We start from the raw sequence: 15,036 nt of genomic DNA, 5'->3' as shown, positions 1-15,036 counted from the left end.
TAGACTGGTAAGCAGACTCAGTCAAACAATCAAGGGTGGAAAATCATGGCCAACAACGGTCGCCGGTCGGTCAAAGCAAAGAAGGGGCCAACCATCGGAACCGGTGGTCATGGCCGTAAGGCCCTGGAAGGCAAGGGTCCCACGCCCAAGGCGGAGGACCGCCCGTACCACAAGGCGCACAAGAGCAAGCAGCTGTCCGAGCGTTCGGCCGCCAAGCGCGGCACGGGTGCCCGTAGCGCCGGCGCCTCCCGCACGGGCCCCAAGGGCCGCGCCACCGAGGAAGTCGTCACCGGCCGCAACTCCGTGGTGGAAGCCCTCCGCGCCGGGATCCCCGCGAAGGCCCTGCATATCGCCATCCGGATTGAAATGGATGACCGTGTCAAGGAGTCGCTGAAGATCGCCGCCGAACGCGGTATCCCGCTGCTTGAGACCGGCAAGCCCGAACTTGACCGCATGACGGACGACGCCATCCACCAGGGCCTGGTCCTGCAGATCCCGCCGTACGAGTACCAGGACGCTTATGACCTGGCCGAGGAAACCGTGGAACGCTGGAAGAAGGGCCACGTATCCAACGCCCCGCTGTTCGTTGCCCTGGACGGCATCACGGACCCGCGCAACCTTGGTGCCATCATCCGCTCTGTCTCGGCCTTCAGCGGCCACGGCGTCGTCGTCCCGGAACGCCGCTCCGTGGGCGTCACCGCTTCGGCCTGGAAGACCAGCGCCGGCGCTGCCGTGCGTGTTCCGGTGGCACGTGCCGCGAACCTGAACAGTGCCCTGAAGCAGTTCAAGAACATGGGCATCTTTGTCCTGGGGCTCGACGGCGACGGCGACGTTTCGCTGCCTGACCTCACCCTGGCCACGGAGCCCGTCTGCATTGTGGTCGGTTCCGAAGGCAAGGGCCTGAGCCGCCTGGTCCGCGAAAACTGCGACCAGATCGTCTCCATCCCGATCAACTCCGCCATGGAATCGCTCAACGCCTCCATGGCCGTCGGCATCTCCCTGTACGAAATCTCGAGGCAGCGCGCCGTCAAGTAGTCCTGGGTGCGGCGAAGGCCGGACTTTTGCCGGCTGCTGCGCTCGTTCCTCCCCACAGTCTCCCTGCCCTCGCAAGCTCGGAAAGGGAACCCGGACTGTGTGGGCCCAGCAACAACGCAGCCTACGCAAAAGCCCCGCCTCCGCCGCGACTGCCCCTCGGTGGTCGAGCCTGTCGAGACCCCTTGTGCCACATCACGGCATGAGGGGTCTCGCTGTTGGTCAGAAATCCCGGCGGTTCGCCAGGACCCTATGATGTCGTCATAAAAGCGCCGGTGCAGTTCAACAGCCGCTGGCCGCTACCATGGACGTGATGGTCATGCCGCTTTTCGATACCGCTTCCACCAGGGATGCCTCTTCGGCATATCCGCTCGGTGTCAGCGTCCCGCGCCCGGGATCGGGAGCGGATTACGGCGTGCAGTCCAGCGCCAACGTGGCCGTGTACGCCCCGGCCGTGGAGAACCTTGAGATTGCCTACAAGGCCCCGGGCAGCGAGTGGCATCTGCAGACCCTGCCCAATGTCACGCATGGCGTGCACCATGGAATTGTTGAGGATTTCCCGTACGGATCGCTGTACGGTTTCCGCGCCACGTCCAAGGCGGACCCGTTGCCGCTGGCGGTCCCCATCGTGGACCTGGACGACGACGGCGGGCAGCCTCTTTTGCTCGATCCTTACGGCCGGGCGGTGGACCAGCGGGAGGGTTTCCTGACGAGCGTCCGGATGGCCGGCGATTTTGACTGGGGCACCGACGAACGTCCCCGGACGCAGTGGCGGAACACCATCATCTACGAGGCCCATGTCCGCGGCCAGAGCATGCTGCATCCCGATGTCCCCGAGGAGCTGCGCGGCACCTATGCCGGAATGGCCCATCCGGCCATCATCGAGCATTTCAAGAGCCTGGGCATTACCGCTGTCCAGCTGCTCCCGGTGCACTTCCACCTCGATGAGCTGCACCTGCAGAACCTCGGCCTGACCAACTACTGGGGCTACAACACGGCCGCGTTTTTCGCACCGCACGCAGCCTATGCGACGCAGGCGGCGCGGGATGCCGGACCGCACGCCGTCCAGGACGAGTTCAAGGGAATGGTCAAGCTGCTCCACGCGGCAGGGCTGGAAGTGATTCTCGACGTCGTCTATAACCACACTGCCGAGGGCGGCCCGGACGGCCAGGCCATTAGCTTCCGCGGACTCGGTGAGGACACGTACTACCGAACGGATGGCCACGGGAAGTACATCGACACTACGGGCTGCGGCAACACACTGAACTTCGGCCAGCCCCGCGTGGTCCAGCTCGTGCTGGATTCCCTCCGGTACTGGGTGGACGAATTCCACATCGATGGCTTCCGTTTCGACCTGGCCGTGACGCTCTGCCGGAACGCGGACAACGAGTTTGACCCCCGGCACCCGTTCCTGGTGGCTGTGGCCGCCGATCCGGTGCTGTCTGACGTAAAACTGATCGCCGAGCCCTGGGACGTCGGCTACGGCGGCTGGCAGACGGGACGGTTCCCGGGCGGCTGGGTTGACTGGAACGATCACTTCCGGGACGGCGTCCGCTCCTTCTGGCTGGCCGACCGGGCGGCCATCGAGGCCGGCGGCCATGGCGGGTCCGTGGCGCGGCTTGCTGATGCCTTGTCCGGATCGGCCGGGCTGTTTGAAGCGTCAGGCCGCTCCAGGCTGGCGTCAGTCAACCTCATCACGGCACACGACGGCTTCACGCTCAACGACCTTGTGTCCTACGACCGTAAACACAACGAGGCCAACGGCGAGCAGAACCGGGACGGGCACGGCGACAACCGCAGTTACAACCACGGATTCGAAGGCCGGAGCGAGGATGAAAGCATCGTGGCGAAGCGGGCGCAGTCCCGGCGGAACCTGATGGCGTCCCTGATGATTTCCCTCGGCGTGCCCATGATCACCGCGGGTGACGAGCTCGCGCGCACCCAGCAGGGCAACAACAATGCCTACTGCCAGGACAACGCCCTGGCTTGGCTCGACTGGACGCGCACCCCGGAATCCGCGGAGATGCTCCGCAGCACCAAGCGCTATGTCCGGCTGCGCAAGGAGTTCCTGGCAGGCCAGCCCCATGATTTTCCGGCCCGTGATGAACAGTCCTACATCTACTGGTTTGATCACGCCGGGCAGCCCATGTCCATGGACCAGTGGAATGATCCCCGGCACCGGGTCATGCAGCTCCTGCTCGGCTCTGACGACGGCACCATGGGGGGCCTCGTGGTGGTCAACGGCAGCAACGCCGATGTGAAGATCACCCTTCCCGAACTCAAGAACGACGACGGAACGCCCCGCAGGATGTTCGAACTCCGGCTGACCACGTCGCCGCTTCACGAGCTTCGACAGGGCGGCCGCGTGGCGTCCGGCGAGACGGACAGCATCGAGGCGAACTCCATTAACATCTACCGCACGTAGCTGCGGAGGGGACCAAACTTGCGCAACCGCTCCATTGCCCTGCTGCTGACCGGGCTGCTGGCCATAGCGGTGTTCGCTTTCGGCGGCCCCGGGCTCCTTGAGACTCTAACGGGAAGTACGACGCTGGCCGCCAGTTCCAGCGCGGCCCCGGTCCCGGGTGCTCCCGTCCCGGGTCCTGCGGAGGTTCCGGCCCCGGCGGTAGTTCCCGCCAACCCGTCCGGGCTGCCCGCGATCAAGGAATCCCAGCTGCCGGCCGAAGCGCGGACTACCCTTGGTGCCATCCGTGGCGGCGGCCCCTACCGCTACAGCCAGGACAACAAGACGTTCGGCAACTTCGAGCGCATTCTCCCGCGGCAGGGCTCAGGCTACTACCGCGAGTACACCGTGCCCACCCCGGGCGAATCCGACCGGGGAGCCCGCCGCATCGTCACCGGCTCCGAGGGCGAGAAGTACTACACGCAGGACCACTACGACTCGTTCAAATTCATCGCAGAAGGCAGCTGAACACGCTCATGAAAATTTACTCCGCCGACACCTGGACCATCGAAGAACTCCAGGAACAGGTTGCCGACGCCGGCCGCCGCAGCCTGGTGGTCCCCGCCGCCGACAGCAAGAAGGCTGTCCTGGAAACCTTCGGCGAAGTGCTCGCGTTCCCTGAGCATTACGGCGTGAACATGGACGCCCTGAACGACTCCCTGCACGATTTTGCTGACAGCATCGGCGAGAACGGTAGCGCCCCGGTCACAATCCTTTGGCAGGTGGCCGCAGTGTTCCGGGGGGACCGGTCCTTCGGGATCATCTGCGAGGTCCTCCAGGATGCCGAAAGCTACGCCGGCCGTGACCTCGCGGTCACGGCCGTGCTGCTCTAGGTATGACGGCGGGGCTCAGGCGTTGACGATCAGCCCCAGCTCGGCCTTGGAAGCCAGCGCCTCGTGCCGAGGCAGGACGCGGACGGTGTAGCCAAAGGGACCGGAGCGGTCGATGACCAGCGAGCCGCTGAACAAGTGGCGCCCCTCGCCCAGGTCCTCTTTCGAGTTCAACTCCATCAGGGTGACGTCCGCCAGGGTGTCGCTTTCCTCGGCACGGCCATAAGCCACCTCCACGGACACGTCCTCCGGTGAGAGGGTATGCAGCGCGATGTAGGCGTTCACCTGCAGGGTGTCCCCGATCTGCGGGTCCTCGGAAACGCCCACGGAGTCCACATGCTCAACGTGCAACAGAGGCCACGCTGAACGCACTTTGGCTGTCCAAGCTGCCAGGACACGGGCCTGGGCGTAGGAGTTGGCAACGGCCCTGCGTCCGGCCTCGGCGGCTGGCCGGTAGAGCACGTTGACGTAGTCGTGCAGCATGCGCTCCGCGGAAACGGCCGGTCCCAGATGGGACAGCGTGTGCTTGATCATTGACACCCAGTGCGTCGGGACTTTCTCGGTGCCCGTGGTGGACGGTCCGGCAGCACCGGCGCTGTCAGACACCGTGTTCCCGTAGAAGCGTGGCGCCACCTGGGTTTCCAGGAGTTCGTACAGCGCCGCAGCCTCGATGTCGTCCCGCTCTTCGGGGGACGCGTCGTTGTTGGCGGTGGGGATCGCCCAGCCGTTCTCGCCGTCGTACATTTCATCCCACCAGCCGTCCATCACCGAAAGGTTCAGCGAACCGTTGATGGCGGCCTTCATGCCCGACGTACCGCACGCCTCCAGGGGGCGGAGCGGGTTGTTGAGCCACACGTCGCAGCCGGGGAACAGCGTCCTGGCCATCGCGATGTCGTAGTTCGGCAGGAAGGCGATGCGGTGCCGGACCTCGGGGTCGTCGGTGAAGCGGACCAGATCCTGGATCATCTTCTTCCCGGCGTCATCCGCCGGGTGGGACTTGCCGGCGATCACCAGTTGGATCGGGTGTTCCGGATGCAGCAGCAGCGCCTTGAGCCGGTCCGGCTCGCGAAGCATCAGCGTCAGGCGCTTGTAGGTGGGGACGCGCCGGGCGAAGCCGATGGTCAGCACGTCGGGGTCCAGGACGCTGTCGGTCCAGCCCAGCTCGGCGTCGGCGGCGCCACGCTTCTTCCACGCAGCCCGGAGCCGGCGGCGTACGTCCTCCACCAACGCTGTGCGCATTTCACGACGCAGCGCCCAGACGTCGGCATCGCTGACGTTGTAGGCAAGGTCCCAGCGGCCCAGGGCTTCGGCCTCGGTGCCGAACTGTTCCCTCGCGAGCCGGGAGATGCGCCCGTCGACCCACGTGGGCACGTGCACGCCGTTGGTGACGGAGGTGATGGGCACCTCAGAGTGGTCGAACCCGGGCCACAGGGCCGAGAACATCCCGCGGGATACCTCGCCGTGGAGCTTGGCGACGCCGTTGGCCCGCTGTGCCAGCCGGAGTCCCATCACCGCCATGTTGAAGACTGACGGGTTGCCGTCGGCGTAGTTTTCCCGGCCCAGTTCCAGGATCCTGTCCACGGGTACCGCGGGCGCCAGCCCGGCTTGGAAGAAGTGGTGGATCTGGGAAATCTCGAAACGGTCGATGCCGGCCGGAACGGGAGTGTGGGTGGTGAATACCGTGGACGCCCGGCCCGCGGCGAGGGCTTCGTCGAAGCTGAGGGCGGCGTCGCCGGCCATCAGTTCCTGAATGCGCTCAATCCCCAGGAAGCCGGCATGGCCCTCGTTGGTGTGGAACACCTCGGGCGCGGCGGTTCCGGTGAGCTGCTGGTACGCGCGTAGCGCCTTGACTCCGCCCATCCCCAGCAGGAGTTCCTGCTGCAGCCGGTGGTCTCCGCCGCCGCCGTAGAGGCGGTCGGTGATGCCGCGCGCGGCGTCGTCGTTGCCGGGAACGTTGGAGTCCAGCAGCAAGAGGGGAACGCGTCCGACGTCGGCACGCCAGATGTGTGCCAGCAGCCGGCGCCCGTTGGGGAGCGGGAGTGAGATCTGCAAAGGGCGGCCGTTGCCGTCGGCGGACGGCTCACGAAGCAGTGTGAGGGGGAGGCCGTCAGGGTCGAGTACCGGGTACGTTTCCTGCTGCCAGGCGTCGCGGGAGAGTGACTGCTTGAAGTAGCCGGCCTGGTACAGCAGGCCAACGCCGATCAGGGGAACACCCAGGTCCGAGGCGGCCTTGAGGTGGTCGCCGGCCAGGATGCCCAGGCCTCCGGAGTACTGCGGCAGGACTTCGGTGATGCCAAATTCGGGGGAGAAGTACGCGATGGCGGCCGGGGCATCCTCGCCCAGGCTCTGGTACCAGCGGGGCTGCTCAAGGTACCGGTCAAGGTCCTCGGCTGCGGCGCGGACCTGGTTCACTACCGAGGGGTCGGCGGCGAGGCGCTGGAACTCTTCGCGGCTGACCCGGCCCAGGAAACTGACGGGATCCTGGCCGGATTCCTCCCAGATGCGGGGGTTCAGGCCAGCGAAAAGTTCACGCGTGGGCCGGTGCCAGGACCAGCGCAGGTTGGTGGCCAACCGGGCCAGCGGCCTGATGGGTTCCGGGAGGACTGTTCTGACGGTAAATCTGCGGATTGCCTTCACCTGCGCCACACTAACCGACAACATCAACGTCTGGAACCGCTTTGGCTTTCTTTTAGGTAAATGACAGTTGGCGTGGCGGATAAGTCGAATCGCCGCGACAAAAAGCAGCGCAGGCTTAGCAATCTGGGCCATTTCTCGATAACGTCGAGCCTGTGACGACTAACTCAGTAACCCCTGCCGCCTCAAAGAAAAAGCCGAAAGGCAAAATCACCGACGGGCTAAGATTTGGCCGTTTTCCGATCACCGCCGTGCAGCCTGTGGTGGAGGGTGGGAAGTATCCTGCCAAGGCCTTGCCGGGGGAGGGAATTGTGGTGGGCGCCACCGCCTTCCGGGAGGGGCATGACCAGCTGGGTGTCAGCGCGGTCCTCCTCGATCCCCGCGGGAAGGAACGCCAGCGCGTCAGGCTGGCGCCGCCCAGGGGGGAACGCGGCCTCGGTACCGACCGCTGGGAGGGCATCCTCACGCCGTCGGCCGTTGGAAACTGGACCTTTTTCATCGAGGCCTGGCACGACCGCTACGGAACCTGGCACCACAACGCCGAGGTCAAGGTGGCGGCAGGCATCGACGTCGAGCTGATGCTCGCAGAAGGCTCTGCGCTGCTCTCGGACGCGGCCGACGACTCCTCCCGCAATGCGTCCGACAGGCGTACCCTCCGGATGGCGTCTTCCATTCTGGGCAACGGGTCCCTCACCGATGAGGAGCGTCTGGCAGCCGGCTTCGGCGCGGACGTCGCCGCCATCGTGGACCGCCAGCCAATCCGCGAACTGATCACGGTTTCCGAGCAGTTCCCGCTGCTTGTGGAGCGCGATCTCGCAGGCCGCGGAGCCTGGTACGAATTCTTCCCCCGGTCCGAAGGCGCCGTCAGGAACGCCACCACCGGGGCATGGACGTCCGGGAATTTCCGGACCGCGGCGAAGCGGCTGGAAGCGGTGGCGGAAATGGGCTTCGACGTAATCTATATGCCGCCGATCCACCCCATCGGTATCCAGCACCGCAAGGGCCCCAACAACACCCTCATTGCCGGCCCGCATGATCCCGGCTCTCCCTGGGCCATCGGCGCCAAGGAGGGCGGTCACGACGCCATCCACCCGGAACTGGGCACGTTCGAGGACTTCGACGCCTTTGTTGCCCGTGCCAACGAACTGGGTCTGGAAGTCGCCCTGGACCTGGCGCTGCAGGCCGCGCCGGACCACCCCTGGGTGCAGTCCAACCCGGAATGGTTCACTACCCGGGTTGACGGGAGCATCGCGTACGCGGAAAATCCGCCCAAGAAATACCAGGACATATTCCCGCTCAATTTCGACAATGATCCGGAAGGGCTTGCGAAGGAAATCCTGCGGGTCGTGCTGCTGTGGGTCAGCCATGGCGTGAAGATCTTCCGGGTGGATAATCCGCACACCAAACCGGTGTGGTTCTGGGAATGGCTCATTGGCCAGGTCAACAAAAAGACCCCTGGCGTTGTGTTCCTCGCGGAAGCGTTCACGCGCCCTGCAATGATGCACGCCCTGGGGCGGGCGGGCTTCCAGCAGTCCTACACCTACTTCACGTGGCGGAACACCAAAAAGGAACTCGAAACCTACTTCACTGAGGTCAGCCACGAGTCCCCGGCGTACTTCCGGCCCAACTTTTTTGTCAACACGCCGGACATCCTCACGGAATACCTGCAGTTCGGCGGTCCGGCCGCGTTCAAGATCCGTGCGGCGTTGGCCGCCACCGCCAGCCCCCTGTGGGGCGTTTATGCCGGCTACGAACTTTATGAGCATGTTGCCCGCCCCGGCGCGGAAGAGTACATCGACAACGAGAAATTCGAATACAAAGCCCGTGACTGGGATGCTGCCGCTGCCTCAGGCCGGACCCTGGCGCCGTACCTGACCACGCTCAACGCGATCAGGCACAACCACCCGGCGCTGCTGGACCTGCAGAATCTCACGGTCCACCACAGCACCGACGACGCCACGGTGGTGTACTCCAAGCACAAGACCCTGCCGGACGGCACCAAGGACACCATCATTGTGGTGGTCAACGTTGATCCGCACGGCATCAGGGAGAGCACCATTTCACTGGATCTGGCTGCGCTGGAACTGGACCCCGAGGATCTGTCGCCCAACGGCGGGTTCCGGGTGGATGACCTCATTTCCGGCGAATCCTGGGAATGGGGCGAATACAACTACGTCCGCCTGGACGCGCACGTTGAACCCGCCCACATCCTGAGCGTGAGGAGATTGCATCAGTGAGCTTTAACCCGCAGAGTTCCAGCCAGCATTTCACCCCCAAGAGCACGTTTGAGCTGAACGCCCCTGGCCTGGCCCACGATCCGCTCTGGTATCGGAAAGCTGTGTTCTATGAGGTGCTGGTGCGGGCCTTCGCGGATGCGAACGGCGACGGTTCGGGCGACTTTTCCGGCCTGATCGACCGGCTGGACTACCTGCAGTGGCTCGGCGTCGATTGCCTGTGGCTGCCGCCGTTCTTCCAGTCGCCGCTGCGTGACGGCGGCTATGACATTTCGGACTACAACTCCGTCCTGGATGAGTTCGGCACCATCAGCGACTTCAAGCGGCTGGTGGCCGAGTCCCATGCCCGCGGCGTCCGGGTCATCATTGACCTGCCGCTGAACCACACCTCGGACCAGCACCCCTGGTTCCAGGAATCGCGCAAGGACCCGGACGGTCCCTTTGGCGACTTTTACGTGTGGAGCGACACTGACGAGAAGTACCAGGACGCCCGCATCATCTTCGTGGACACGGAGGAGTCCAACTGGACCTTCGACCCCATCCGCCGGCAGTTCTTCTGGCACCGTTTTTTCAGCCACCAGCCTGACCTGAACTTTGAGAACCCCAAGGTCATCGAAGCGCTCTTTGACGTGGTCCGTTTCTGGCTGGACCAGGGCATCGACGGTTTCCGGGCGGACGCCATCCCGTACCTCTTCGAGGAAGAGGGGACCAACTGCGAAAACCTGCCGGCCACCCATGACTTCCTGCGCAAGCTGCGGGCCATGGTGGACGAAGGCTACCCGGGCCGGGTCATCATCGCCGAGGCCAACCAGCCGCCCAACGAGGTGGTGGAATACTTCGGAACAGCGGAAGAGCCCGAATGCCACATGGCCTTCCACTTCCCCATCATGCCGCGCCTCTACTACGCCCTGCGGGACCAGAAGGCCGCTCCGATCATCGAGACCATGCATGACACCCCGGAGATCCCCGAAGGGGCGCAGTGGGGGACGTTCCTGCGCAACCACGATGAACTGACGCTGGAGATGGTCACGGCCGACGAGCGTGCGGCAATGCTGGGCTGGTATGCCCCGGACCCCCGGATGCGCGCCAACATCGGGATCCGGCGCCGGCTTGCGCCGTTGCTGGACAATTCGCGGGCCGAGATCGAACTGATCAATGCGCTGCTGCTGTCGCTGCCTGGCAGCCCGTTCCTGTACTACGGGGACGAGATCGGCATGGGGGACAACATCTGGCTCGACGACCGCGATGCTGTGCGCACCCCCATGCAGTGGAACCCGGACCGGAACGCAGGATTCTCCAGCGCTGATCCCGGCAAGCTCTACCTGCCGGTCATCCAGTCGCTGGTGTACAACTACGCCATGGCCAACGTGGAAGCCGAGGCCGCCCACTCCGGTTCCCTGCTCCGCTGGACCCGGCAGATCCTCAGCGTCCGCAAGAACCACCCTGCCTTCGGGCTGGGCGCGTTCAAACACGTCGAAGCCGACCACGACGCCATTGTGGCGTATATCCGGGAACTTTCGGAGGACAACACTGCGGGGCTCCCCGGCGAATCCATTCTGTGCGCGTTCAACCTCTCGCAGCACCCCGTCGCGGTAAAACTGCGGATTCCCCAGTTTGCCGGCCGCGGACTCCGCGATGTGTTCGGCGGTCAGCCGTTCCCCGGGATCGACGACAACGGATCGCTGACGCTGACCCTGGGAAGCCACGATTTCTTCTGGCTACGGATCCGCTCTGCGACGTCCAACCCGGCCTCCCCGTACACGCAGGCACTGCCCATCCTGTCCATCGAGAACTGACATGGCCCAGCCCACCCTCACAGCCCCACTAAGCGCCGTCCTTCGAGAATGGCTTCCGCACCAGCGGTGGTTCCCCGTGAAGACAGCCGACTTTTCGCTGGAACAGGCAGGCAGCCTGAGCCTCGAGGATGCCGCCGGGCAGGCCCGGCTGGAGATCTTCCTGCTGGCTGTTTCCTCCCGGACGGCCGACGGCGGACTCCGCACTGACGTGGTCCAGGTCCCGCTGAGTTACCGGGCAAGTCCGCTTGCCGGAGCGGAGCGGGCACTGGTGGGCCAGGCCCCCGGGGCCGGCATGGCCTGGATCTACGACGCCGTGCATGATCCCTCCTTTGTGTCCTCCTGGCTGGAGCTGATCCGGTCCGAAGCGTGCTCGAGCACGGGTTCGGCGACGGGCCACCGCACGCGGTCGGAGCACCGCCTGCCCACCGCCCACGGAATGGTCAAAGTCCTGTCCGGCGAGCAGTCCAACAGCTCTGTCATTGTTGACGACGGCGAGTCCGCGGCGATCGTGAAATTCTTCCGCGTCCTCTCCGAAGGGATCAACCCCGAGGTCGAGGTAGGGGCGGCACTGACGGCCCAGGGCACCTTCGAGGTTCCGGCCACGCTCGGGTGGGTCCGCGGGGAATGGCAAGCGCCGGTGTCATCGGAGCTCCCGGCACAGGTGCCATCGCAGGGCGAGCTTGCCGTAGCCCACGAATTCCTCGCGGGCGGCCGCGATGCCTGGCGCCTGGCCGTGGATGCCGCGCGCACCGGTGCTGACTTCACCGCCGAGGCGCATGCCCTGGGAGCGGCCACAGCCACAGTCCACCGGCGGCTGGCGGAAGCACTCGGCACAGCGGTTGAACCGGCCCCGGGTCAGCTCATTGCGCCCGGAGTCGCCCAGCGGGTCCGGCAGGCATGGGCGGAAGCCAGTGCCGCCGTCGGGCCTTACGACGACGCGCTTGAGGCTCTGCTTGGCGAGCTCGACGGCGTGCCGGCAGGGCCGCTGCAGCGGATCCACGGCGATCTCCACCTCGGGCAGATCCTGCAGGTCCCCGGCCACGGCGGCCAGCCCGGCCGGTGGGCCATCCTTGATTTTGAAGGTGAGCCACTGCGGCCCATCGCCGAACGCAACTTCCCCGATGTGCCGCTCCGGGACGTGGTGGGAATGCTGCGTTCCTTCGACTATGCGGCAGGGGCGGCGGAACGCGAATATCAGGGTGCCCGCGTACCGGCGTCCTGGGTCGATGATTGCGCGGACGCGTTCCTTGCCGGCTATGCCGCAGTCACACCCGGCACCATCGACCGGACTTCACCGCTCTTTGTGGCATTGTGGCTGGACAAGGCCCTTTACGAAGTCGTATATGAATTGCGGAACAGACCTGACTGGCTGGCCATTCCAACGAATGCGTCCAGGCGGCTCCTCAGCGTTAAAGGCTCCGGCGATCAGGCCGGAGCAGCATCGGAAGGTATGAAAATGACAGGCTCAGCACGTACAGACCGGCCCCGGGTGCCTCTTCACGTGGACCCGGACACGTTGGCCCGCGTGGCGAACGGCGAACACCACGCGCCGCACTCAGTGCTCGGCGCCCACCTGGACGACCACGGCCATGTGACGGTCCGGACGCTTAAGCACCTCGCGGAGGCAGTGAGCGTGGTGACTGCCGTGGGCTCAGTGCCCATGACCCACGAAAACAACGGGGTATGGGTGGCAGTCCTCGAACCGCTGCAGGCCGGCCACGTCCCCGACTACCGGCTGGAAGTCACCTACGCCGGTGCCGCGCCCCTGACGGTGGATGAGCCGTACCGTTACCTGCCCACCGTGGGTGAAGTGGACCTGCACCTGATCGGCGAGGGCCGGCACGAGAAGCTCTGGGAAGTCCTGGGCGCGCACGTCCAGCACTACAAGTCCTCGCTCGGCGATGTTGACGGCGTCTCCTTCGCCGTCTGGGCACCGAACGCGCAGGCGGTCCGCGTCAAGGGCGATTTCAATGCCTGGGACGGCCGCGAAAATTCGCTCCGCTCGCTGGGGTCATCGGGCGTGTGGGAAGTCTTCCTTCCAGGCGTTTTAGCAGGAGCGTGCTACAAATTCGAGATCAAGTCCAAGAGCGGGCACTGGGTCGAAAAGGCGGACCCCTTGGCCTTCGGCACCGAAGTCCCGCCGCTGACGGCGTCTCGCGTGGTGGAACCGTCCTACGTTTTCAAGGACGCCGAATGGATGGCGGCACGCGCCCAGCGTGACCCGCACAATTCGCCGATGAGCGCCTACGAGGTCCACCTCGGATCCTGGCGCCTTGGCCTGGGCTACCGCGAGCTCGCCAAAGAGCTGGTGGACTACGTCAAATGGCTGGGCTTCACGCACGTTGAGTTCATGCCCGTGGCCGAACATCCCTTCGGCGGCTCCTGGGGCTACCAGGTGACGTCCTACTTTGCGCCGACGTCGCGCTTTGGCCATCCGGACGAATTCCGGTTCCTGGTGGATTCCCTGCACCAGGCCGGAATCGGCGTGCTGCTGGACTGGGTTCCGGCGCACTTCCCCAAGGATGCCTGGGCGCTGGCCCAGTTCGACGGCGAACCCCTGTACGAGCACGCCGACCCGAACCTGGGCGAGCACCCCGACTGGGGAACGCTGATCTTCGACTTCGGCCGCACCGAGGTGCGGAACTTCCTGGTGTCCAACGCGCTGTACTGGCTTGATGAGTTCCACATCGACGGACTCCGGGTTGATGCGGTGGCCTCGATGCTGTACCTGGACTATTCGCGCGAAGACGGGCAGTGGTCGCCCAACCGCTTTGGCGGACGCGAGAACCTGGAAGCCATTTCCTTCCTCCAGGAAGTCAACGCCACCGTCTACAAGACACACCCGGGCGCGGTGATGATCGCCGAAGAGTCCACGGCTTTCCCCGGTGTCACCGCCCCCACAAGCCACGGCGGCCTGGGCTTCGGGCTCAAGTGGAACATGGGTTGGATGCACGACTCCCTCAAGTACGCCTCCGAGGACCCGGTCAACCGGAAGTGGCACCACGGTACCTTGACGTTCTCCATGGTCTACGCGTTCACCGAGAACTTCCTGCTCCCCATCAGCCACGACGAAGTAGTGCACGGCAAGGGCTCCATGCTCCGGAAGATGCCGGGGGACCGCTGGCAGCAGCTGGCCAACCTGCGCGCCTTCTTTGCCTACCAGTGGGCGCACCCGGGAAAGCAGCTCATTTTTATGGGCACCGAATTCGGCCAGGAGGCCGAATGGTCCGAGCAGCACGGGCTGGACTGGTACCTGGCCGACATTCCGGCGCACCGCGGATTGCAGCTCCTCACCAAGGACCTCAACGAGCTCTACAGCTCGACGCCGGCCCTCTACGCGCGGGACAACGAGCCCGGTGGGTTCCAGTGGATCAACGGTGGGGACGCCGACCGCAATGTCCTGACGTTTGTCCGCTGGGACAAGGACGGCAATCCGTTGGTGTGCGCCGTCAACTTCTCCGGCGGGCCGCATGTGGGCTATGTCCTCGGCGTTCCCGCTGCCGGGGGCTGGACCGAAGTGCTCAACACTGATGCTGCGGCCTATGGCGGTTCAGGTGTTTTGAATAGCGGTGAGCTGATTGCCCTGGACGAAGGGCTTGATGGCCAGCCGGCATCGTTGACCGTGACGCTGCCGCCCCTGGGTGCGGCGTACTTCAAGCCCGTTCCTTTGGCGGCCGGCGGACCGAAGAGTGTGAACCCGCTCTCTTAAGTGCGCGGCGAAAAGCCCGGAATTCCTTGAGATTCCGGGCTTTTTGCTGCCCTCAGGGTGGGGGTGCAGAGGGCTGTTTGGGGCTTGGTTGGCCATCCCGGCAAAGTGGTGGTAGAGTTTATTTCCGCGCTGCTCCACGGAGTCAGACCGAAAAAACCGACACGAAAGCCTCAGGCTGAGAACGTCGCGGATGCCGGTTTGACAAGAGTGAGACCAGCGGGTAAGTTTGAAAAGTTGCTCCGGAGCGATCCACGGCCGATTGAAATGGTTGTGGTGGTGCCGGGTGTGTCTGTTGTTTGAGAACTCAATAGTGTGCCAAGTTTGTTGATACCAATTTATT

The 15,036-nt window shown here is 64.9% G+C and carries 8 protein-coding genes; 7 read left to right on the top strand and 1 reads right to left on the bottom strand.

What is annotated here, in order from left to right:
- Positions 1–45: 45 nt before the first annotated feature.
- The 4 genes from rlmB (at position 46) to V6M49_RS02690 (ending at position 4,326) form a co-directional block, all read left to right on the top strand.
- Complete coding sequence (gene rlmB / locus V6M49_RS02705; RefSeq protein ID WP_332759915.1) at positions 46–1,035, top strand: 23S rRNA (guanosine(2251)-2'-O)-methyltransferase RlmB; 990 nt, start codon at positions 46–48, stop codon at positions 1,033–1,035.
- A 310-nt stretch (positions 1,036–1,345) separates the two neighbouring features.
- Entirely contained in the window at positions 1,346–3,457 is a 2,112-nt protein-coding gene (gene glgX / locus V6M49_RS02700) for a glycogen debranching protein GlgX (RefSeq protein WP_332759914.1), read from the top strand.
- 18 nt (positions 3,458–3,475) lie between these two features.
- Complete coding sequence (locus V6M49_RS02695) at positions 3,476–3,961, top strand: ribonuclease domain-containing protein (RefSeq protein ID WP_332759913.1); 486 nt, start codon at positions 3,476–3,478, stop codon at positions 3,959–3,961.
- Positions 3,962–3,969: 8 nt separating this feature from the next.
- Entirely contained in the window at positions 3,970–4,326 is a 357-nt protein-coding gene (locus V6M49_RS02690) for a barstar family protein (RefSeq protein ID WP_141139525.1), read from the top strand.
- A 15-nt stretch (positions 4,327–4,341) separates the two neighbouring features.
- Here V6M49_RS02690 and glgP read toward each other — a convergent pair whose 3' ends face one another.
- A complete protein-coding gene (glgP, locus tag V6M49_RS02685; RefSeq protein WP_210412394.1) occupies positions 4,342–6,960 on the bottom strand; it encodes an alpha-glucan family phosphorylase in 2,619 nt (872 codons plus the stop codon).
- A gap of 152 nt (positions 6,961–7,112) precedes the next feature.
- On the opposite strand from glgP, the gene V6M49_RS02680 reads away from it, so the two are divergent.
- Genes V6M49_RS02680 through V6M49_RS02670 form a run of 3 tightly spaced genes read left to right on the top strand, consistent with a single transcriptional unit; the run spans position 7,113 to position 14,696 of the window.
- On the top strand, positions 7,113–9,194 hold the full coding sequence (locus V6M49_RS02680) for an alpha-1,4-glucan--maltose-1-phosphate maltosyltransferase (protein ID WP_332759911.1): 2,082 nt from the start codon (positions 7,113–7,115) through the stop codon (positions 9,192–9,194).
- Entirely contained in the window at positions 9,191–10,987 is a 1,797-nt protein-coding gene (treS, locus tag V6M49_RS02675; RefSeq protein ID WP_141139527.1) for a maltose alpha-D-glucosyltransferase, read from the top strand. The genes V6M49_RS02680 and treS overlap by 4 nt, the downstream gene beginning before the upstream one ends.
- 1 nt (position 10,988) lies before the next feature.
- Positions 10,989–14,696, top strand: coding sequence for a 1,4-alpha-glucan branching enzyme (locus tag V6M49_RS02670; protein WP_332759910.1), 3,708 nt, complete (start codon positions 10,989–10,991; stop codon positions 14,694–14,696).
- Positions 14,697–15,036: the final 340 nt, after the last annotated feature.

The organism is Pseudarthrobacter sp. (assembly GCF_036675385.1).
Classification (GTDB): Bacteria; Actinomycetota; Actinomycetes; order Actinomycetales; family Micrococcaceae; genus Arthrobacter.
The sequence above is the reverse complement of the archived record's forward strand: the minus strand, read 5'-3'. Positions and strand labels throughout refer to the sequence as shown.